The 21869-nt window shown below is 54.2% G+C and carries 16 protein-coding genes; 13 read left to right on the forward strand and 3 right to left on the reverse strand.

What is annotated here, in order from left to right; all coding sequences use genetic code 11:
• Window positions 1-4 precede the first annotated feature (4 nt).
• The 8 genes from hxlB (at window position 5) to ABH899_RS15885 (ending at window position 4411) form a co-directional block, all read left to right on the forward strand.
• Window positions 5-562: a 6-phospho-3-hexuloisomerase gene (gene hxlB, locus ABH899_RS15850; protein ID WP_369997936.1), complete on the forward strand. Its 558-nt coding sequence runs from the start codon at window positions 5-7 to the stop codon at window positions 560-562.
• 296 nt (window positions 563-858) lie between these two features.
• Window positions 859-1797 carry a helix-turn-helix transcriptional regulator gene (locus tag ABH899_RS15855; protein ID WP_369997939.1) on the forward strand — a complete coding sequence of 313 codons (939 nt, stop codon included), beginning with the start codon at window positions 859-861 and terminating at the stop codon, window positions 1795-1797.
• Window positions 1798-1863: 66 nt separating this feature from the next.
• Entirely contained in the window at window positions 1864-2355 is a 492-nt protein-coding gene (locus tag ABH899_RS15860; RefSeq protein ID WP_369997942.1) for a GyrI-like domain-containing protein, read from the forward strand.
• Window positions 2356-2473: 118 nt separating this feature from the next.
• On the forward strand, window positions 2474-2860 hold the full coding sequence (locus ABH899_RS15865) for a hypothetical protein (protein ID WP_369997945.1): 387 nt from the start codon (window positions 2474-2476) through the stop codon (window positions 2858-2860).
• A 26-nt stretch (window positions 2861-2886) separates the two neighbouring features.
• Entirely contained in the window at window positions 2887-3309 is a 423-nt protein-coding gene (locus tag ABH899_RS15870; protein WP_369997948.1) for an SRPBCC family protein, read from the forward strand.
• A 1-nt stretch (window position 3310) separates the two neighbouring features.
• Entirely contained in the window at window positions 3311-3694 is a 384-nt protein-coding gene (locus ABH899_RS15875; RefSeq protein ID WP_369997951.1) for an ArsR/SmtB family transcription factor, read from the forward strand.
• 265 nt (window positions 3695-3959) lie between these two features.
• Window positions 3960-4046, forward strand: a complete 87-nt coding sequence (locus ABH899_RS15880) for a histidine phosphatase family protein (protein WP_369998248.1) — start codon at window positions 3960-3962, stop codon at window positions 4044-4046.
• 35 nt (window positions 4047-4081) lie between these two features.
• The gene (locus tag ABH899_RS15885; protein ID WP_369998250.1) at window positions 4082-4411 is read left to right on the forward strand and encodes a histidine phosphatase family protein; all 330 of its coding nucleotides are present in this window, start codon (window positions 4082-4084) and stop codon (window positions 4409-4411) included.
• 158 nt (window positions 4412-4569) lie between these two features.
• Here ABH899_RS15885 and ABH899_RS15890 read toward each other — a convergent pair whose 3' ends face one another.
• Window positions 4570-6030 (reverse strand): alpha-amylase, encoded by a 1461-nt coding sequence (locus tag ABH899_RS15890; RefSeq protein WP_218230562.1) that lies wholly within the window; start codon window positions 6028-6030, stop codon window positions 4570-4572.
• A gap of 292 nt (window positions 6031-6322) precedes the next feature.
• Here ABH899_RS15890 and ABH899_RS15895 point away from each other — a divergent pair, with 292 nt between their 5' ends.
• Together ABH899_RS15895 and ABH899_RS15900 are read left to right on the forward strand one after the other, a co-directional pair.
• A complete protein-coding gene (locus ABH899_RS15895) occupies window positions 6323-10396 on the forward strand; it encodes a bifunctional 2',3'-cyclic-nucleotide 2'-phosphodiesterase/3'-nucleotidase (RefSeq protein WP_369997955.1) in 4074 nt (1357 codons plus the stop codon).
• Window positions 10397-10937: 541 nt separating this feature from the next.
• Window positions 10938-15950 carry a glycosyl hydrolase family 18 protein gene (locus tag ABH899_RS15900; RefSeq protein ID WP_369997958.1) on the forward strand — a complete coding sequence of 1671 codons (5013 nt, stop codon included), beginning with the start codon at window positions 10938-10940 and terminating at the stop codon, window positions 15948-15950.
• Window positions 15951-16051: 101 nt separating this feature from the next.
• On the opposite strand, the gene ABH899_RS15905 is transcribed toward ABH899_RS15900, so the two are convergent.
• Window positions 16052-17002 (reverse strand): DMT family transporter, encoded by a 951-nt coding sequence (locus tag ABH899_RS15905; RefSeq protein WP_369997961.1) that lies wholly within the window; start codon window positions 17000-17002, stop codon window positions 16052-16054.
• A 97-nt stretch (window positions 17003-17099) separates the two neighbouring features.
• On the opposite strand from ABH899_RS15905, the gene ABH899_RS15910 reads away from it, so the two are divergent.
• The 3 genes from ABH899_RS15910 (at window position 17100) to ABH899_RS15920 (ending at window position 20862) form a co-directional block, all read left to right on the forward strand.
• Complete coding sequence (locus tag ABH899_RS15910; protein WP_369997964.1) at window positions 17100-17972, forward strand: LysR family transcriptional regulator; 873 nt, start codon at window positions 17100-17102, stop codon at window positions 17970-17972.
• Window positions 17973-18074: 102 nt separating this feature from the next.
• Entirely contained in the window at window positions 18075-20468 is a 2394-nt protein-coding gene (locus ABH899_RS15915) for a TPM domain-containing protein (RefSeq protein ID WP_369997967.1), read from the forward strand.
• Window positions 20469-20682: 214 nt separating this feature from the next.
• Window positions 20683-20862 carry a hypothetical protein gene (locus tag ABH899_RS15920; protein ID WP_369997970.1) on the forward strand — a complete coding sequence of 60 codons (180 nt, stop codon included), beginning with the start codon at window positions 20683-20685 and terminating at the stop codon, window positions 20860-20862.
• A 3-nt stretch (window positions 20863-20865) separates the two neighbouring features.
• Here the strand turns inward: ABH899_RS15920 and ABH899_RS15925 are convergent, their stop codons facing one another.
• Entirely contained in the window at window positions 20866-21777 is a 912-nt protein-coding gene (locus tag ABH899_RS15925; RefSeq protein ID WP_369997973.1) for a serine/threonine protein kinase, read from the reverse strand.
• Window positions 21778-21869 lie beyond the last annotated feature (92 nt).

Raw genomic sequence — 21869 nt, forward strand, 5'->3', positions numbered from 1 at the left:
TCTTATGCAGACGACTCAATATCTGGCGGAGATCCGGGAGGAGCTGCACCGCACAGCCGAAGCTGTCGCGAGCCGCGAAGCGGAGGAACTGGCGGATGCCATTCTGAATGCCGGCAAAATTTTCGTAGCCGGAGCGGGCCGCTCCGGATTGATGATGAAAGCTTTTGCCATGCGCATGATGCACCTCGGTTTCGATGCATACGTCGTCGGCGAAACCGTCACGCCGAATCTGACCAAGGACGATGTGTTCATCGTCGGCTCGGGTTCAGGTGAGACGAAGAGCCTCGTCTCGATGGCGGAGAAAGCGAAAAATCTGGGCGCTTCCGTCGCCGCCATCACGATTTTTCCGGAATCGGCTCTCGGCCGGTTGTCGGATATCGCGGTTAAGCTCCCGGGCTCGCCGAAAGACAAGTCGGACAACCCGTATCCGACGATTCAGCCGATGGGTTCCCTTTTCGAGCAGACGCTGCTGCTGTTCTGCGATGCGATTATTCTCCGGCTGATGGAGAAGAAGGGGTATACGTCCGAGACGATGTTCGGGCGTCATGCCAATCTGGAATAGGCTGAAGCGGAGCGGGCCTGCTCCTGAAGCGGCTAAACTTCAAAACGGAAAGCCGTTGCGTTTCCCTCCGGGAAGCGCAGCGGCTTTTTTTTGCTTGTCTGGGAGGGGGGCTGTCGGCCGGAGGCAGTTCTTGCCGGGCGCCCTATTCTCCGGCTGACGAGAACGCCGTCTTACACGTAAGCGCAGCGTCTTTTCCTTCTCCGGCATTGTAGAATACAATGACTGTATAGCCCTCTTATAAGCACAACAAATAGAATGGGGCAGAGTACGGCGCAATTCCGGAAAGGATGACCTTAGTGAAGATAGACCGATTGCTTGCGATGACGGTGCTGTTGCTCAACCGGGGGCGGATAAGCGCCAAGGAGCTGGCCGAACGGTTCGAAGTGACGACGAAAACGATCTACCGCGACATGGAGACGCTCAGCCGGGCGGGAATTCCGGTTGTCGCCCACCAGGGCGTGTCCGGCGGATTTGAAATTATGGAGCCGTATACGCTGGCCAGGCAGCTCGTCTCCCTCAAAGAGATTTCGTCCCTGCTTGCGGCCGTCAAAGGCGTAAGCACGGCTCTCGACGATCAGACCTACGCTAATCTGGCGGAAAAGGTGCAGGGACTGCTTTTACGGACGGATACCGCGGACTGGGAGCGGCGCAAGGACGAGATCGTTTTCGATTTTCATCCGTGGGGGCAGGGGGAGGCGGCGAAAAACAAAGTCTCTCTCTTGAAGCATGCGATTGAGGAAAGCCGGCGGGCGGCTATCGCCTATGTCAACACGAACGGGACCGAGACCGAAAGAGTCGTTGAACCCGCCGCCCTGATCCTGAAGGGTTCCGTCTGGTACCTGCACGCTTACTGCACGATGAGAAAAGAGTTCCGCGTCTTCCGGCTCTCCCGGATCGTGGATTTGACCGTCCTTTCCCAGGCTTCGGAGCCTCGTGAAGTTCCTCCTTTGGAGGGATACGGCTGGAACCGGCAGTGGCTGGCTCACAAGGAAGTGGAGATGACGCTGCACTTTCGTCCGGAGGTGCGGCACCGCGTGGGAGACGCTTTTCCACCCGGTCTGGTGAGCCTGCTGCCGGACGGAAGCCTGTGCGTCCAAGGGGTTTTTGCGCTGGACGAGTGGTTTTACGGGATGCTGCTGAGCTTCGGTGATAGCCTCAAGATCGAGCATCCGTCCAGCCTGGCCGGCGAAATTCGGGAGCGGGCCCGCAAAATTTTGCTCCGCTACGAGAACTAGGACATACAGCTGTCCACTTTTCCCGGCTACACTGCTCTTAAACAGGGAAAAGAGGAGAATGAACCTATGAATATGAAATCCGTTTTTGCAAACAAACCATCCTTCCGACTGGCGGGCGTGAGTGTCCGAACCACGAACGCCGCGGAGGCGGGACCGGAAGGAAAGCTGCCGCAGCTCTGGCAGCAGTTTTTCGGCAGCGATATTGCGTCCAGGCCGGGCATTGAGAACCCTCATCTGATTTACGGATTGTACACGGATTACGAAAGCGACGCGTCGGGAGAATATACGGCGCTGCTTGGACATGAAATCAGTGAAGAAACGACCGGCAGCGCATTTTCCGGTCTTCAGTTTGCGGATGTTCCCGCAGCCCGATACATGATTTTCGAAACGCGCAAAGGCCCGGTGAAAGACGTGGTGCCGCAGCTTTGGCACGAAATCTGGGCGTATTTCCAAAACGCTGCGGAACAGCGGACTTACACGGGAGACTTCGAGGTGTACGACGGACGCGGGTTTGACCCCGAGAACTGTGTCGTCCAGGTTTATATCGCCATCCGATAAAACGGAGACGCCGGCGCACCAGCCGGCGTTTTTCTTTACCTTGACATGCAACCGTAAGGTTTCCTATAATCTAATAGGTAACCAAAACGTTTCCTAAATTAACGGAGGGAATCCATCCATGTCAGAAGAATTGCTCAAAAAACTTCGTTATAAAGAAGGACCGGCCCTCGTCCTGAATGCGCCTGAAGGGTACCGTCTCGGCATCGAAACGGAGGCTGCCGACCGGGAGGAGGATAAGGCTGCATTTCTCCAGCTGTTTGTGAATCACGGGCAGGAGGTGGACGAATGGGTACCGAAGGTGATCCCCATGCTCCGGGAGGACGCCGTTTTCTGGATCACTTACCCCAAGCAGAGCTCCAAGGTCAAGACGGACATTAACCGGGATACTTTAGCCGCGAAGGTACAAAATAACACGGAATACCGGCCCGTCAGCAATGTGGCCGTCGACGACAAGTGGTCGGCTTTGCGTTTTCGCCGTTCGGATTTGGTAAAATCCAAAAAATAAGCACCTGCATACAGGAGGAACTATAGATGACTAACACGCCGAATACTCTGCCGGATATCCGCCAGACTCAGCTTTTCAACGCCCCGATTCAGAAGGTATGGAACGCCGTGGCGACGTCCAAAGGAATTGCCGCATGGTTTATGCCCAATGATTTTCAGCCTGAACTCGGATACGAATTCCACCTTGAAGCGGGGCCTTTCGGGAAGTCTCCCTGCAAGGTGACCGAGCTGGACCCGCCGAACCGGCTTTCCTTCCGGTGGGGCAAAGACTGGACGCTGACGTTCGAGCTGGCCGACCTGGACGGCAAAACCGAATTCACCCTGATTCACGCGGGATGGGACCCGGACAAGGTGACCGAATTCGGACAGTCTCATGCGGAAGTCCGCGAGCGGATGTCCGGCGGCTGGGTAGGTCTGGTCGAGGCGCTCCGCAAGCAAGTCGAGGCCTGATATGGGCGCGGCCGAACCGAATCAGGACGTATTTCAGGCCATTGCGGACCCGACCCGCCGCAAGGTCCTGAGTCTGCTTGCCGGGCAGGAGATGCCCGTCAACGCGATCAGCGGCCACTTTCCGATGAGCCGGACGGCCGTTTCGAAGCATCTGCGCATTCTGGCCGATGCGGGCCTTGTACAGGAGCGGAAAGTCGGCCGCGAGAAGCGGTACCGGCTTCAGCCGGAGCCTTTGCTGGAGCTGAAGCGGTGGCTGGCGTACTACGAGCGGTTCTGGGAGAACCGGCTCTCCGTGCTCAAGCACCTCGTGGAAGCGGACGAACCCGGCGAAAGCGGTGGAGAGCCTTCCGGGCTCAAGGCGGCGGAGCCGGGAAGCCGGCCTTAGCCGTCCATGCTTGCCCGCCCACGCGGCGGACGGTGAATCCCGTGTCCCTCTTTGTACCGAGGGGCACGGGATTTTTTTGGCCCGGCAGCCGGATGGCCCGAAGCGACGGCATCGCCAGGGCCGTTCAGCGCCATGACCCTGACCGGTTAAAGGCAGCTCTGAAGGAACGACGGCAAAATGTTCCACGGGAAACATGTCGAATTAGCAGGAGGAAGAGCTTAAATCCTACAGAACTATTAATTTTTTTGTTTGGGGGATCAGCAATTTGGAGCAAACCATTTATTTAATTAGACATGGGGAAACCGTTTTAAATTCACAAGGGAGATACCAGGGAGAGCTTGATTCACCATAGAAGGGGAAATTATTTCGAGTCCATTGGGCAAAACTTTGCAAAGTACAGAAATTATATGCCGAATAGTAGGATATGATCTGAGTAAAGTCACTACTGACAGCCGATTAAAAGAGGTATCGGTAGGTTCTTGGGCGGGTTTAACCACACAAGAAATTAAATCGTCGTGGCCGGAACTTATTGAAAACGCTAATAATTACAATTGGTATTTCCATTCTCCGGATGGGGAAAGTTATGATTCAGTTGTGAATAGAGGTTCAGAATGGTTAGACAGTATACGGGACAAAAAGAAAGTAATCGCTGTATCACACGGACTAACAGGAAGAATCATAAGAGGAACCTATCAAAATTTAAAACACTTTCTTTAAATTGGCCAATAATTCATATTAAAAGATTTTGTTGCGAATACGATGAATTTTGAATCGGATGCGTGAGTTGAACAACAAAGGACATACCGGATTAGAAGACTAATCCGGTATGTCCTTTAATTTATAAATCTTTTTTCGTCCGGTGCCCGCGCATCGCATCAGCCCTCGTCCGGCTGCGCCCAGACCGATACGCTTCCCCCGTTCACCGGGAAGTCGGCAAAGCCGTCCTCACCGATGGTGATTTCATCTTCCCGCGTGCCCGTCATATCGAGCCACACCTGGCCGGCCCGTTCTTCGCCGACGAACATGCGCTTCTCGCCGTCCTCGCCGTTGGAGATGACGACCGCACAGCCGGAGCGCTCGATCTCGGCATCGCCGCGGCGGACCCAGCCGATCGTGTTCGGATGATCGAAGTAGTCCTCCTGCTCGCCGTAGGCTTTGCGCTGGCGGGCATAGAGCAGCGGATCGATGGCCGCCGCCTTGCCCTCCGCCGGCTCCTCTCCGCCTATGCCGAAGTAATCCCCGTAGAAGACACACGGGTACCCGTCCTTGCGGAGCAGGACAAGGGCGTACGCGCTCTGCTTGAACCAGTCTTCGATCCACGATTCCAGCGATTCGTTCGGCTGGGAGTCGTGATTATCCACGAAGGTGACGGCGTGCAGCGGATGGGTCTGAACGAGCGTGTCCTCGAACACGGTCGTAAGGTCAAAATCTTTGCCGGCCTGCGAGGCGGCATGGAGCTTGTAATGGAGGGCGACGTCGAACAGGTCGATTTTGTAATCGACTTTATCGAGAAATTCACGGCAGGCCGCCACCTCGGGGTTCCAGAACTCTCCCACGATGTAGAAGTTTTCCCCGCGTTCCTTGATCATTTCGCTTGCGAATTCCCGGATGAAATCGTGGTTGATATGCTTGATGGCATCCAGCCGGTATCCGTCACACTGCAAAGTGTCGACGAGCCATTTGCCCCAGGTGATCATCTCTTTTCTCACGCCGGGATGGCTGTAGTCGATGTTGGCGAACATGAGATAGTCGTAGTTGCCGAATTCGTCGTCCACGTTGTCGTTCCAGCTCTTATTCTCCCCAAGGATGCGGAAAATGCCGGTTTTATCTTCCTTGGCATCGTAATCGGTGCCGTTAAAATGCCCGAAATCCCATTTGAAAGCGGAGTATTTGTCGCCCCGTCCCGGAAAAGTGAATTTCGTCCAGCCTTCGATATCGAAAGGCTCGGAAATCACCTCGTTGCGGTTCTGGTCGTTCACTTGGACCACCTTGAACAGTTCTTTCTCGTCCGCACCCGCTTTATGATTCATCACGAGATCCACGTATACGCAAATCTCGTTGTCCTGACACGCTTTGATGGCTTCCAGCAGTTCTTCCTTCGTTCCGTACTTGGTCCGGACCGTTCCTTTCTGGTCGAATTCGCCCAGATCGTACAGGTCGTACACGCCGTAGCCCGTATCCTGGTCGGACTGTCCTTTGGTAACCGGGGGAATCCAGACGGAGTCGAACCCTTTCTTTTTCAGCTCGGGAGCCAGCTCCTTAAGCCGTTTCCAGTGGGAGCCGTCCGCGGGGACGTGCCACTCGAAAAACTGCATCATCGTATGATTCCTTGTCATTCCTTTTCCTCCTAATCGACTATGGGCCTTTTGTAGTAAACGGTCGCTCTCATCTCTTTTGGTCTAAGGAATGGTTACCCAAGTGGACGTCCTGTCTAAACCTGCATGGTTTAAATAGGCTGTTGTCGGGATTGACCGTCGGTTAAATACAGGACTTAAGAATCATTTTAAGCGTTTTCAATAAAATTATTAAATATTTTACACACGGTTAATTCCGAACCTGCTAAAATCGGTAAGTAACTATTTACAGGAAGGTGGAATTCTCGTAATGGGATCCAGGAAGTTCAAAAGAATGAAGCAGCTCGCGACCGCTTCCCTAGCATTCGGCATCATTTCATCCCAGTCTTTAGGAGGCATTGTGCAAGCGCAAACATCCGCTTCCCCAACCGTTAATCTTCGTATCATGGAAACGACGGATTTGCATACAAATCTTGTAGACTACGATTATTACAAAGACGCTGCCGCGGCAAGCGTAGGTTTGGCCAAAACCGCTACGCTGATCAAAGAAGCGCGTAAAGAAAACCCTAACACTTTCCTGGTCGACAACGGAGACTTGATCCAAGGGACTCCGCTTGGAACATACATAGCCCAGATTAACCAGCTCAAAGACCCCGGTGCCATCCATCCTGTCTACAAAGCTATGAATCTTCTGGATTACGACGTGGCTACCTTCGGCAATCATGAATTCAATTACGGCCTTGATTTTCTAGACAAATCGATCAAAGGGGCCAAATTCCCTTATATTAATGCCAACGTCTACATAGACGACAAAGACAACAACCCGGACAACGATGTCAACAAATTCACGCCTTATCTGATTATGGACAAGACGTTCAAAGACGAGAACGGCAACGACCAGAAAATCAAAGTCGGCGTCATCGGACTTGTAACTCCGCAAATCATGGAGTGGGACAAAGTGAACCTTACCGGCAAAGTCGTGGCCAAAGATATCGTCGCGACCGCCAAGAAATTCGTGCCTGAAATGAGAGCCAAAGGCGCGGACATCGTGATCGCGATGGCGCACTCCGGTTTTGACGGCACGGCCGCGGCGAATGATCAGCTCGCCGAGAACGCGGTTCTGCCTCTAAGCAAGGTGCCCGGAATCGACGCGATTACGTTCTCGCACTCTCATAAGGTGTTCCCTACACCTGACGTGAAGAAGCTTGACGCGCTGTTTAAAGACGCGAACGGAAACCCGGTTGCCGGCGTAGATAACGCGAAAGGCACGATCAACGGCGTTGCGGCCGTGCAATCCGGCTACGGCGGTTCGAACCTGGGTCTGATCGACCTGAAGCTCGTGCAGGAGGGCGGCAAGTGGAAAGTTTCCAACTCCCAGTCCTCGACTCGTTATATCTATGACAGCACGACGAAAAAAGCGCTTGTGGATACCGATCCGGCTATCGTACAAGCGGTTGCGGCCGAGCACGAAGGCACGAAAAAATACGCGAACCAGCCGATCGGCGAAACGACCGCTCCGATTCACAGCTATTTCGCGCTTGTGCAGGACGACCCTTCGGTTCAAATCGTAACGAACGCTCAGAAAGAATATGTGAGCAAGTATATTTCGACGACTCTGCCGCAGTATAAAAATCTTCCGATTCTCTCCGTAGGCGCTCCGTTCAAAGCGGGACGCAACGGCCCGTCGGAGTACACGGATATCGCCAAAGGTCCTATCGCGATCAAGAGCGCGAGCGATCTCTATCTGTACGACAACACGCTGAAAGCCGTCAAAATCAAAGGCTCCGGCGTGAAAGAATGGCTGGAAATGTCCGCGGGCATGTTCAACCAGATCGACCCGGCCAAAACGGACGAGCAGCAGTTGCTGAACTCCTCCTTCCAGGTGTTTAACTTCGACGTGATCGACGGAGTGACTTACCAGGTGGACGTAACCAAACCGGCGAAATATAAAGTGGACGGAGCCGTTAACGACGCTTCCTCCAGCCGGATCGTGAATCTCCAGTTCAACGGCAAGCCGATCGACCCGAACCAGGAGTTCATCGTGGTCACGAACAACTACCGCGCAAGCGGCGGCGGCAACTTCCCTGGCCTCAAGAACGCGGAGCTGATCGTAGATTCCGCCGACGAGAACCGTCAGGCTCTGATGGATTACATTTCCGAACAGAAAACGATCAACCCGGCTGCGGACAAAAACTGGTCCATCGCACCGGTTGCCGGCAATGTGAAAGTCACGTTCACCAGCTCCCCGAGCGCGGTTACGTATCTGCCGGAGAACCCGCATATCAAGAGCACGGGCGCAACGACGGACAAAGGCTTCAGCGTCTACTCCATCGACCTGAGCGGAAAAGGCCAGCCTCAACCGGACAACAAGAACGTAAAAGTCCAGCTGCTGGGCATCAACGATTTCCACGGTCAGCTCGATACGACGACTGAAACCGCGTCCGGCAAAGTGGGCAGCGCCCCTTACCTGGCGACTTACTTGAAAGAAAGAAAGAAAACGAACCCGAACACGCTGCTTGTTCATGCAGGTGATTCCGTAGGCGCGACCGCACCGGTTTCCTCGATGGAGCGCGACAAACCAACCCTGGAATTCATGAACATGATGAAGTTCGACGTAGGTACGCTGGGCAACCACGAGTTTGACCAGGGCGTAGGCGCTATGCTCGCTCAAATCAACGGCGGTACCGATACGAAGAACAAAGACGTGACCTTCGATAAATTGAACTTCCCGTACGTGAACGCCAACGTGGTGGACGAGAAAACGGGCGAGAACATTCTGCCTTCTTATGTCATCAAAGAAGTAGGCGGCCAGAAAATCGGATTTATCGGCGTGGCGACCAACTCCACTCCGTCCAAAGTATCTCCGGACGGCCTGAAAGGCGTTAAATTCGTTGAGCAGGCTCCTGTCGTCAACAAAGCCGTACAAGAGCTGAAAGCCAAAGGCGTAAAAGCTATCGTCGTTCTGGCGCACGATCCGGCAAGCGTGAAAGACAACGTGGCTTCCGGCGAGGCGATTGATCTGGCTAACGCGATCGACGATGAAGTCGACGTTATTTTCGCCGGTGACAACCATGCCAAAGTCAATACGGTCGTAGACAACAAGCTGATCGTTCAAGCGTATTCCTACGGTACCGCTTTTGCCGACGTTGACCTCGAAATCGATCCGGCTACCGGCGATATCGTGAAGAAAACGGCGGAAATCGTAGACGTGAAACAGGAAGGCGTAACACCTGACGCGGATACGATCGCTCTGATCAACAAATATCTGGACAAATATCCGGTTCTGAAGCAGCCTGTCGGAACGACGGACTCCGTGATTTCCCGAAACAACGCCTACAACGAAGAAGCTCCGCTGGGCAACCTGATTGCGGACGCTATGCGTGACGGCATGAACACGGACTTCGCTTTCATGAATCCGGGCGGTATCCGTGCCGACCTGCCTAAAGGAGATATCAAATTCTCCGATCTCGCTAAAATTCAGCCGTTCGGCAATACGCTGGTTAAAATGACGCTGACAGGCGCACAGGTCAAAACGCTTCTGCAGCAGCAGTGGGGCAAGAAATCGGACGGTTCCGCAGATACCAAAACGCTGCAAATTTCCGGTCTGAAGTACACGGCCGACTTTAGCAAGCCGGCAGCCGAGCGCATCGTGAAGCTGACGAAGGCGGACGGCACTCCGATTGAGGATGCCGCCGAGTACACCGTAACCGTGAATAACTTCATGGCTGCGGGCGGAGACAACTATAAAGTGCTGGTTGAAGGCAAAAACTCTCAAGCCGGCCTGATCGATCTCGATGTGTTCTACAACTACATCACGAAAACGTTCAAAGGCGGCAAAATCACGGCGTCTCTCGACGGCCGTATCGTGAACCTGAAGTCGTTCGCGGATGTTCCGCAGGCGCACTGGGCTTATAAAGTCATCCAGGAGCTTTCCGGCAAGCAAATCATTGACGGCATAGCCGACAACCGTTTCGAGCCGGAGCAGGATGTAACCCGCGCCCAGTTCGTGAACATGATCGTGAAGCAAATGAAGCTCGTTTCTTCCAAGCCGTCCGCGTTCAAGGACGTTTCGGCCGGAAGCTGGTATGCGGAAGCCGTTGCCGCCGCATCCGAGAAGGGCATCGTGGAAGGCAACTCCGCAGATACCTTCGCGCCGGATCAGAAGATTACGCGTGAAGAGATGGCGGTTATGATTACCCGCATGTACGCGCAGCTTCAAGGCACTACAGGTACGCCTAAAGCTATCTTTACGGATGGCGGGGAAATCAGCGCTTGGGCCAAAACGGCTGTGGAAACAGCGGCCGAGAAGGGCCTGATGACCGGCCGTGCCGATGGCGTATTCGCACCGCGTGCGAAAGCGACACGCGCGGAAGCGGCGCAAGTGATCTACAACGGAATTACGAAGTAATCGGACGGCGTTCGCATCCTTGCGTTAAGCTATCCGGAAGAGCCGCCGGGGGATTTTTTCCCTCGGCGGTTTTTGTTTACTAATTAGGCATTTTTATTATCGTTAATATGTATAAAAAATCAGTGAATTTAATAGCTAGATAGAGAATTATCCCCTTCCAGTGGATAAAAACATCCCTGTTAACCTTTTGTAAAACCATTATAATTATTAGTAACTTACATAATAACTTCCACAATTTTACCCTCAGTTTTCCCCCACTTTCGGCTTGTCGTCATTCATAATTCACGATTCATGAAGCACTCATTTCACGTCGTTAGGTCCATTCCTGTCTCCGTGCAGTAGCACATATTTGTCTTTCATCGGCTTTATGTAACCGTTTACCAAGTTTTCTGATGAGCTTTATAAGGCTTCACGCGTTTGTTTTAAGTTCAAGCCAAGCGGCTGAATTTAGAAGCAGTGCCTGCGAAGAGAACGCACTGGAGGTGAGAAGGATTCCTCTTTGGAATGGCATTGTATAAATTTGATGAAATCGGGGTGTAGTATGAAAGCGCTTAAGCAATCTTTTGTTTGGAGATGGCTTGTTTTACTTTTATGTACAAGCATGGTCTTTTCAACTTATCTGACTGTTGTTTCGGGACAAGCAAGCGCCCAACCGGCCGATATCAAGGGGCATTGGGCAGAGAAAGAGCTTGGCGAATGGCACGATAAAGGCCTGATTCAGGGCTACTCGGACGGTTCTCTTCAGCCGGACAACGCCATTACGCGCGCAGAGCTTATGGCGCTTATTAACCGGTACTATAAATTAACGGCTTCCGCTCCGATCCAATTCACGGATGTTACGGCGGAGCAGTGGCAGTATGAACAAATCAGCAAAGCGGTGGCAGCCGGGTATGTGGACGGCTACAGCGACGGAAGCATCCGTCCGGACCAGCCGGTGAGCAGACAGGAATCGGCGGTCATGCTCGCCAAGCTGCTCAAACTGGACACTTCTTCCGAAGACGCGCTTTACAAAATTAAAGACGCGGCGTCGATTGCCGATTGGAGCAGAGGCGCGGTAAGCGCTATGGTGGCCAAGGGAGTGATCGAAGGCTACGAAGATGACTCCTTCCGCCCCGCAGGCAAGCTGACCCGCGCAGAGACGGTCGTTCTGCTGGGCCGCGCACCATCGCTGCAAACCGTTTCCTATGACAAGGCCGGCACGTTCGGACCTGCATCGGGAATCGAAACGATTAACGGGGACGTTGCCGTAAATGTTTCGGGCGTTACCCTGCAAAACACTTTCATTCAAGGCAATCTCCTTCTGGGCAAAGGCATCGGAAACGGGGATGTCACCTTGAAGAACGTGAAAGTAGCGGGAACCGTTACGGTCAACGGCGGCGGAGAAAATTCCATCCACCTCGTAGATACGGTTCTGTTCAAGGTTATTGTCCATAAGGAAACCGGTGTGGTCCGTCTCGTGGCCCAAGGAAACACTTCCGTCCAAGAAACGTATGTCCAATCTTCCACTAAATTGGAGGAAAGTTCCCTTACCGGAGCCGGCTTTATCGATGTGATTCTCGTGAAAGTACTGCCTGCCGGTTCTTCGGTACAGCTGATCGGGTCATTTAATTCCCTTCACGTGCTGGCTTCCGGCATCAAAATCGAGATTTCCAAAGGCTCCATCGGCAAAGTAATCGTGGACGGAAGCGACACGACACTGGCCGTTAGCAATGACGCCAGCATTGTGTCTCTCGTGCTGAATGCCCTGGCCAAAATTACTGGCTACGGCTCGGTCGAAAGCGTGACGGTAAACGAAGGCGGAAAAGGCTCCTCCTTCGAGAAAGCTCCCGTCAAAGTGGATGGCCCGCAGAAAGGCTCCATCATAATCGGATTGCCGATCGGCGGCGGCTGGGGCGGTTCTGGCGGCAGCTCCGGCGGCGGTTCCACGGAAACGGCCAAGAAAGTCATCGCGTATGTGCCCGGCTGGAAAAACTGGTCGGCCTCCAACCCGATCGACGCGGCCAAGCTGACGCACATCAACTATGCGTTCACGCATGTGAAAGACAATAAAATCGTCTCCCTGCCGGCACAGAACGACGATGCCAACTATGCCTATCTGCAAAGCTTGAAGAAAGACAATCCGAAGCTGAAAATTCTTCCTTCCGTCGGCGGCTGGGGAGCGGACGGTTTCTCGGATGCGGCATTAACGGAAAGCGCGCGCAACACATTTGCGGACAGCATCATCGAGTACGTCAAGAAGTACAAGCTGGACGGGGTCGACCTGGATTGGGAGTATCCAACACAAAGCGCTGACGGTGTTATGAAGGCGCGGCCGGAGGATAAACAGAATTTCACGCTGATGCTGCAAACGATTCGTGAGAAGCTGAATGCTCTGGGAAGCCAGGACGGTAAATATTATGAGCTGACGATTGCTGTCGGCGCTACGCAAAAATACCTCGACGGGGTTGAAATCGAGAAGATTACCCCGCTGCTCGACAATATTAATTTGATGACCTATGATTTCCACGGCGGATGGGACACCAAAACCGCTCACCATACGAACTTGTATGCCGGTGATTTGAGCGTAGATTCATCCGTTAAGCTGTATCTGGCCAATAAAGTTCCTGCAAGCAAAATCGTCATCGGCGGAGCCTTCTACAGTCACCTGTGGACAGATGTGGAAGCGGCAGGCGGTAAGATCGTGGGTCAAAAGGCGGTTGGTAACGGCGCAACACCGACCTATAATGAAATCATCTCGAATTATAACGAAGCTAGCGGCTACAAGCGCTATTGGGATAGTGAGGCCAACGCACCTTACTTGTATAACGAACAAACGAAAGTATTTCTTTCTTATGACGACCCGCAATCCCTCCACGAAAAAGGGGGCTATGTGCTGAACCAGAAACTCGGCGGTGCGATGTTCTGGGAATACAGCCAAGATCAGACGGGAGCTTTGCTGGACGCACTGGTGAAAGGTGTTCAAGGAAAGACACTGAACCCTGATACGACAACGGTTCCGGCGGCACCTGCAGTTACAGGCGTAAGTGAAGGACAAACTTACAAGACAGGCGTACTGCCTAATTGGAAGGATGCGGCGGGTACCGCAAGCGGCGCTACGCTGAACGGAGCCGCCTACACCAAGGGAACCGGAATTACGGAAGCGGGCGAGTACACGCTCGTCGTTACCGCAGCTCACGGCAAAAGCGGCAAAACGGCTTCCACGACCGTGAAGTTCAAAGTTGAACCGCAAACGAAGGTGATCGCTTACGTGGGCGGCTGGAAAAACTGGTCCGAAGCGAAACCGGTGGACGCATCCAAACTGACGCACATCAACTATGCGTTTACGCATGTCAAAGACAACAAGATCGTGCCGATCGAAGTGCAGAACGATGATGCGAATTACGCGTATCTGCATAGTCTGAAAGCTCAGAACGCCGATCTTAAAACTCTTATCTCCGTAGGGGGATGGGGGGCGGACGGTTTCTCGGACGCGGCATTAACAGAAGCTTCCCGTCAAACATTTACCGACAGCATCATCGACTATGTAAAGAAATACAACCTGGACGGCGTCGATCTGGACTGGGAATATCCGACGCAAAGCGCCGACGGCGTAATGAAGGCACGGCCGGAGGATAAACAGAACTTTACTTCCCTGCTGCAATTAATGCGCGATAAGCTGAACGCGCTGGGTCTTGAGACCAACCGCTATTACGAGCTGACCATCGCGGTCGGTGCGGGAAGCGGTTATCTGAAGGGCGTTGAAATCAATAAAATTACTCCGCTGCTGGATAATATGAACCTGATGACCTATGATTTGTCAGGCGGATGGGTTCCGAAAACGGAGCACCACACCAATCTTTACGGATCCGGCAACAACAGTGTCGATCAATCCGTGCAGCTTTATAAGAAGAACGGTGTACCTGCAAACAAAATCGTCATCGGCGCCGCGTTCTACAGCCACTTGTGGACGAACGTGGAATCCTCCGCCAACAACGGACTCGGACAAAAGGCCGTAGGCACAGGCGCAACCCCGACCTACAGCGTAACTCTCGCGACTTACAGCGAAGCCAACGGATATACCCGTTATTGGGATCAGGATTCTAAAGCTCCATACCTGTATAACGCTCAGACAGGAATCTTCATCTCGTTCGACGATCCTGAGTCCATGGCTGAGAAAGCGGCTTATACGCTGAAAGAGAAGCTCGGCGGCGCTATGTTCTGGGAGTACAGCCAGGACGAAACGGGCGCCCTGCTGGATGCGCTCGTTAACGGTCTGAAAGGCAACCCTTACACGCCGGACACGACTTCCGTGCCTGCCGCACCGCAGATTGCCAACGTAACGGACGGACAGACCTACACGACAGGCGTACTGCCGAACTGGACGGATGCCCCGGGTACGGTGGGTGTCGCTACGCTGAACGGAGAGGAATACATCAAAGGAACAGGGATTACGGAAGCAGGCGACTATACCCTGGTTGTCACGGCTGTTCACGGCAAAAGCGGCAAAACGGCTTCTACGACCGTGAAGTTCAAAGTAGACCCTAGAAAGAAAGTCATCGCTTATATCGCCGGCTGGGAAGACTGGTCCGTCACGAATTCGGTTTACGCCAACAAACTGACGCACCTGAACTACTCCTTTACGCTTGTGAAAGACAACAAAATCATCACGCGTCCGGAGCAAAAGGACGACCAGAACTACCAATACATTCACAGCCTGAAAGCACAGAATCCGAACCTTAAAGTGCTGTTTGCCGTAGGCGGCTGGGGAGCGGACGGCTTCTCGGATGCGGTTCTGACCAATGAAGCCCGAGATACTTTCTCGAACAGCATTATCGACTACATCAAGAAGTACAAGCTGGACGGCGTGGATATCGACTGGGAATATCCGACGATCAGCGCGGACGGCGTAATGAAAGCAAGACCGGAAGATAAGCATAACTATACCCTGTTCCTGCAAATGCTCCGGGACAAACTGAATCAGCTGGGGCTTGCCGACAACAAGTATTATGAATTGTCCATGGCGGCAGGCGCCGGACCAAGTCATCTGAAAGCTCTCGAAGCCGCTGAAATTTCCAAGTACCTGGATAATTTCAACATCATGACCTATGATTACTCTGGTGGATGGGTTCAGAAGACGGAGCATCACACGAACGTTTACGGACCGGGACTCAGCATGGAAACCGTGGTTAAACGGTTCATAGACGCGAAAGTGCCGGCTAACAAAATCGTCGTCGGTATCGCTTTCTACAGCCATATCTGGACCGATGTGCAGTCGACTGCCAACAACGGTCTGGGACAGGCTGCAACAGGCAGCGGCAATACTCCGACGTATAACGAAATTTTGGAGAAATATAACGCGGCTAACGGCTACGTGCGTTACTGGGACGATGCTGCCAAGGCACCGTACCTCTTTAACGGCAGCACATGGCTTTCCTACGACGATCCTGAATCCATAAAGGCGAAAGCCCAGTTTGTACAGGATCAGGGATTGGGCGGAGCGATGTTCTGGGAATACAGCATGGATAAATCGGGCGCACTTCTCGACGCGCTGATCAACGTAATTCCCGTTAAATAATCGCGGCTCGCAAGGCATGCAGGATTAACGGATAGGCGTATATCAAAAAAAGAAACCGGCGGAGGCTCAGCCCTCCGCCGGTTTTTCTTGTTTCCGAACCGTTATTTAAAATCCCTTGCCTGACCCAGACTTGCGCAAGGGGGGATATCTTTGGACTTTTTTGCTTTGGCGGCAAGGAAAGACCGGGGCGGCACGTTCACGAGTACGATGCTGACCACGATGAGGATCAGTCCTGCCAGCAGGTTGATCGTAATCGCTTCATTCATGAAAATAGCGCTGACGGTAATGGAGATCAGCGGAATCAGGAAGGTGAACGAGGCGACTTTACTCGCTTCGCCCGAACCGACCAGCGTGAAGAAAGCCAGCCACCCCATCGCAATGACGAATACCGAAATGAAGAGCAGGCTGAAGATGAAAGGGCCGGTCCATGCGATGTCTGAGACGCTTTCTGTGGAGAGGCCTGTGCCCGTCAGGACGACTCCGCCCATCAGCAGCTGCAGCGTGACCATCCAGATGGAGTCGACGCGGTCGCCTGTTTTTTTCATAAAAACGGTACCGAAAGCCCAGCTTACCGCAGATCCGAGCGCCAGCAGAATGCCGGTAAAGGAGATATGCCCGCTCAGTCCGGCCGAAGTAATGGTCGCTACCCCGGCGAAACCGAGGAGCAGGCCGAACATTTTTAGCCCGTACATGGATTCGCCCAACCACAGCCAGGAGAGGATCCCAAGCAGCACCGGCTGGAAGAAAACGATAGCGGAGAACAGCCCCGAAGGCAGGTAACCGAGCCCGACAGTCTGCAATCCGTAGAACAAAATGATGTTCAGCACGGCGGAAATCAAATAAATGTGCCACGTTTGCTTGAAGTTGAGCTTCTTGTATCTCGGAATGGCGACGAACAGCAGCAGGAAGCCGCCGATCAATGTACGAATACCCGCGAATAGCAGGGGCGGTGTATAAATGAGCGCGTGCTTGGTCAGGGGCCAGTTGATTCCCCACATCAAGACCAGAAACGCGAGCAGGAAAGCCGTTCGTTTACGGGAAGAACGTTCCATATAAATCACTCCTTGGTTAGAACTGCTTTCTTATGATACGATGGGCTATAAGATAAATAAAATGAATAATTTTTATGAGGAGCATAAGTGAAAGGTTATGACCATTACTCAATTTCAGGTTTTTGTGAAGATAGCGGAGACGGGAAGCTTCACCAAAGCGGGCTTGGAGCTCAACATGACGCAGCCTGCCGTGAGCCACGCCATCTCCAGTCTTGAGGCTGATCTCGGCATCCATTTGATGATCCGGGACCGGAAGAACGGCATTACCCTGACGCATATCGGGAAAAGGGTACTCATCCAAATGCGCGAGATTTTGCAGCGCGTCGAGAACATTGAGCAGGAAATCGCGGCGGAGAAAGGGCTGGAGGTCGGAACCGTCCGCATCGGCGCGTTTCCTACGGCCGCGGCTCATTTTTTGCCGAAGATCATGAGCACGTTCAAGCAGAAATATCCGAATCTCCAGCTGGTGCTTCATGAAGGCACGATTGCCGAAGTGAAGGAGTGGCTGTCGACGCGGTTTATCGACGTGGGCCTCGTTATTTTTCCCGATGCGGATATGGAGATCGTTCCTCTTTTTAGAGACAAGATGGTGGCTGTTCTTCCGGAGAACCACGCGCTGGGGGGCCGAAGTTCTCTTACAATCTCCGATTTGAGCGGAGAGCCGATGATTTTGTGCAGAGGAGGGTACGAAGCCCCGATTATCGATTTGTTTCAGAAGTCGGGCGCGGATCTCCGGTTGGCTTTTGCGGCGTCTAACGTCGCGACGGTGCTGAATATGATCCGAGAAGGGCTGGGACTCGCTATCTTGTCCCGCTTGTCCTTATCCGCCCTGCCTCCGGGGCTCGTTACGCTCGACCTGGAGCCTCGCGTCTGCCGGGATATATCCGTAGCCGTGCCTTCTTTGAAAGAAGCATCGCTGGCGGTACATTTATTTATTCAAACGGCCAGAGAGCTTTTTCCCCGGGAATGAAGGGAAGATTGACGTCAGAGGCGTTTAAAACGGAAAAGAAGCGAAACCGGTATTTTCGGGTAAAGAGCATGTAAAAGGTCATTGGAGCGAAAGGGGAACAAAATGAAGAGAATCCGTGTGATAGGGCTCGCCCTACTCCTGACATTTCTTACCTGTACGGCTGTGTTTGCCGCGGCGGTGCCCCGGAATAACGGAATCGTTACCGATCCCGTCGGTTTGCTTACGCAAACCCAGGCCCGTCAGGTGGAAAGCGGACTGAAGAACAAAGATTACGAATTGTTTGTGCTTACCGCCAAAGGCTTAACCGAAAGCGAGGGAGAGCGCCTCGCGAATGAAGCTTACGATCAATGGGGGCTGAACCGGAATCAGCTGATGCTGGTCATCACGACTCAGCCGAATTTTGTCCATCTGGTTTATGAGAACGAGCAGCTGTCCGCGGCCGTTTCGCGAAGCAAGGCGAAGGATGCGAAGGGGATTGTCGATCTTAAGTTTGTGCCTGCTGCCGGAGAAGGCAAGATTGGAGAAGGTATTCTGGCGGTCAGCGGTTACGTGAACTCGCTTGCCGGAGCGGGAGCATCGGGAGCCGGCGACTCCTCGGGCAGCATGGCCTCGATTATTCCGGTTGTGCTGGGGCTCGCCGTGATTGGAGCGGGAATTTGGGCTTTCTGGCAGTACAAAAGAAGGGCCGCGGCCCGGAAACGGCTGGCGGAAGCGAAACAGCTGCTCGACGGGACGCAGCCGGTGTTGAACGGAATGCTGTTTTCGGAAGTTTTTCAGGACCTGGAGAAACAATTTTTGCAAGGGGAAACAAAACAAAAAGCCGCCGAGCTGGAGAATGCGGTAGTGCGGCTGCAGGGAGAAGCCGAAGAGCTGAGGGGACGCCTGGCGGCTCAGAAAATTCCTTTCCTCCTTAACGCCAAGGGAGAGGCCGAGACGAGAAGCCTTCTCCAATCCGTGCAGGAATTTGTCAAAAAGCTGGAGCCGTACAGGACGCAGCTCGCGGAGATCGAAAAGCAATCCACGGAAGTCAGAAAATCCGTGAACCGGGCCAAGACCGGCATCGCCGAAGCGGAGGAAGTTGTCGAAGCGCTTGCCCGCCGGACAGGTTACCCGCTGACTGCCCTGAGGAAGCATGCGGAACAGGCCAAGACAGCTTATGCCAAGGCCGACGAGCTGGATGAATTCGATTTTATACAGGCCGAAACGTCGGTCGAAGCCGCTCTGAAGGAGCTGGATTTCATCAAGAAGTCGGTTAAGGACTTCGAAGCGCTGGAGGCGCGGCAGCCCGGATTTTTACCGGAGATCCAAGCATTGGAACAAGAACTCAGGGAAAAAGCGCGGCGGGAAAGCCTGCTGCTTACCGATGGCGATCCATACGCTTTGCTTGAGCAGGCAAGGGATGAATCCGCTCGGCTGGGTACGCTGCTGAAAGCGGGCGATACCGAAGAGGGCGGCCGGAGCGCGGCCGCCATAGAGGAAGGCATGGGAGCCGCCCGCAGCCTGGTGGAGGCGATGATCGCCGACCGGGAGTCTGCGCGGAAGACGGCTCATGAGGTCGAGGAGCTGACGGGTGACCTTGGCTCATTCGACCGTGCCTACCCGGAGGAATCTCTTAAAATCGCCCGCGATTACGCGGAAGCGCACCGGCGGGAGCAGCAGGCCGACTACACCCGCATGACGCGGGCGCGCGAAGAGCTTGGCCGGCGGCTGACGGAGATCCGGTCGGGACTCGCTCCGGACGTCCAGGAGTACCGTTCGGCCCGGGAGGCCGGTACGGAGGCCCAAGCGCTGATGACCGAAATCCGCGAGCTCCGCACGCGGATTCTCGGGTATCACGACAGCTTGGACGCGCGGGTCCGGACCGTCCGGAATGCGCTGGACGAAGAACGAAGCCGGCTGCGGCAGGCGGCTTCCGCTTTCGGGGAGCTGCAGGTGGAATCACCGGAGCTGTCCGCGATGATCGGCGACGGCGAAAGCAGGCTGGCCCAGCTGGAGCAGCTGGCGCAGGCACCGGTGCTCGACGTGGACCTGCTGGAAGAGCGCCGGCGGGGGCTGGCCGTCCAGGCCGGGCAGGCCGCGGAGCGTGTGCAGCAGCTGCTGCGGGAGAAAGAAGAGACGCTGCGCACGATCAGGCAGCTCGAAGGAGAGTACCGGAGCCGGCATGCCCGGTACGGCGGCAGCATAAGCCTGTCGCCCTATTCCTCCGGCTACGAGACGCTGATGGAGGAAAGCCGGCGGCTTATCGCCCGGGGGCTTTTCGCGGAAGCGATGCAGCGCATCTCGTCCGGCCAGCAGCTGCTGGAGCAGATGGACCGGGACTATCAGCGCCGGATGCATGAGGAGCAGCTTCGCCGCAGAGGCCCCGGCGGGCCCGGGGGCGGCGGCAACTCCTCGGGGGGCTCGAGCTGGGGCGGAAGCGGAGGGCGTTCCTCCGGCAGCTCCAGCTGGGGCGGCGGCTCTTCCGGAGGACGATCCTCGGGATCGTCCAAGTGGTAAGGTGCCGCTCGGCACGGTAAGCGCGGACCGGTTGCGGAAATGAACGAAAAGAAGGAGGGACCAGATTCCTCCTTCTTTTTTTGCATGCTAACGAAGGGGGGGAAGTTGCTATCCCTGACTTTTCGGGTAAGAACTGATCCGGGGAGATTTTCTGCCCAATCTGAAACGTTATTCTTGCCTTCGCCGTATAGTACACCCAAAAGGAGGTATGGCCATGCTAAAAAAATTGCTGACTAAACTTCTTGGTGCCGACAAGCACAAAGGTTCCCACTACCGCCCCCACAGCAGCAGTGACGATTTCCGCAGACATTCCCACAAGAACTACAACGGCCACAATCACTACGGTCACAATCACTACAAGAAAAAACGCTCTTCCAGCTCCTACAGCAGTTGACCCTCAACCTTCAAGTTCCGCCAGAATTCCATCGATATCGTTTTGTATCTCGCTCGCTCGTTCATAAGGCTGTTCCGTCAAAAGCAACCGGCGGAGCAGTTTTTTCGTTCCGGGATGCAGAAGCAGCTCCTTTTCCCAGCTCAGTCCGGCGCCTTTGGCCGCGCTTTCGTCTTCCGTAGAATAGGTGCTGTACAGCAAAAATAAGAGCAGATGACCGGCCGCGTAAAAATCGCTGATCACATGAACGGCCCGCCGGATTTTTTTCTCCGACGAATCGTCGTCGTCCACATCCGCGTCCCGGCGGGGGAGATGCTCTTCGGCAGGGCTGTCCGAAGCGTTGCCGCCGGTACTTAGGGCCCGGGCGAGCCCGAAGTCGATCAGCTTCACCGTGTCCCCATCCAAAAGCACGTTGGCAATCGAAATGTCCCGGTGGACGACTCCCTGTCCGTGAAGCATCCCGACAAGCTCCAACAGCCGACGGACCACAAGCAGGGATTCCTTCTCGGAGAAGGCTCTCTCTTCACGGAAAAGCAGCACATCGAGCGAGCTTCCACGTACATACTCCATCGCAAAGCAGAACTCGCCCCTCCATCGGAAAGCCTCGTAGAATGCCGGAATATCCGGATGCCGCAGCTGCCGGAGCATGGCGGTTTCCTGCCCGAAGATGTATTCCGCCCGCTTTTTGCCGCCTCTTACGGGCGATACCCTTTTCAGCACCACCTGCTGTCCGTTATCCGTTTTCAGCGCCAGATAGGCGACGCCGAAGCTGCCGGCTCCGAGTTTTTCCACGATTTTATAAGTACCCGCTATCACCGCACCCTTTCGAAAAGGCAAGCCGCGTATAGACCGGAGGCTTTTGCCAAAGCATTTATGCAGATAGGTGTACAGGTGTTTGAAACGCTTGGGCATCCTCATGGCAAGGCCTCCTTTTCCGGCCGGTTTAATGGCCGCAGATCAGAATCAAGACAGGCAGAGTAACGATCACCAGGCAGGGTGCGGCATTTTCC

It is taken from the genome of Paenibacillus sp. RC84, assembly GCF_041260495.1.
Classification (GTDB): domain Bacteria; phylum Bacillota; class Bacilli; order Paenibacillales; family NBRC-103111; genus Paenibacillus_F.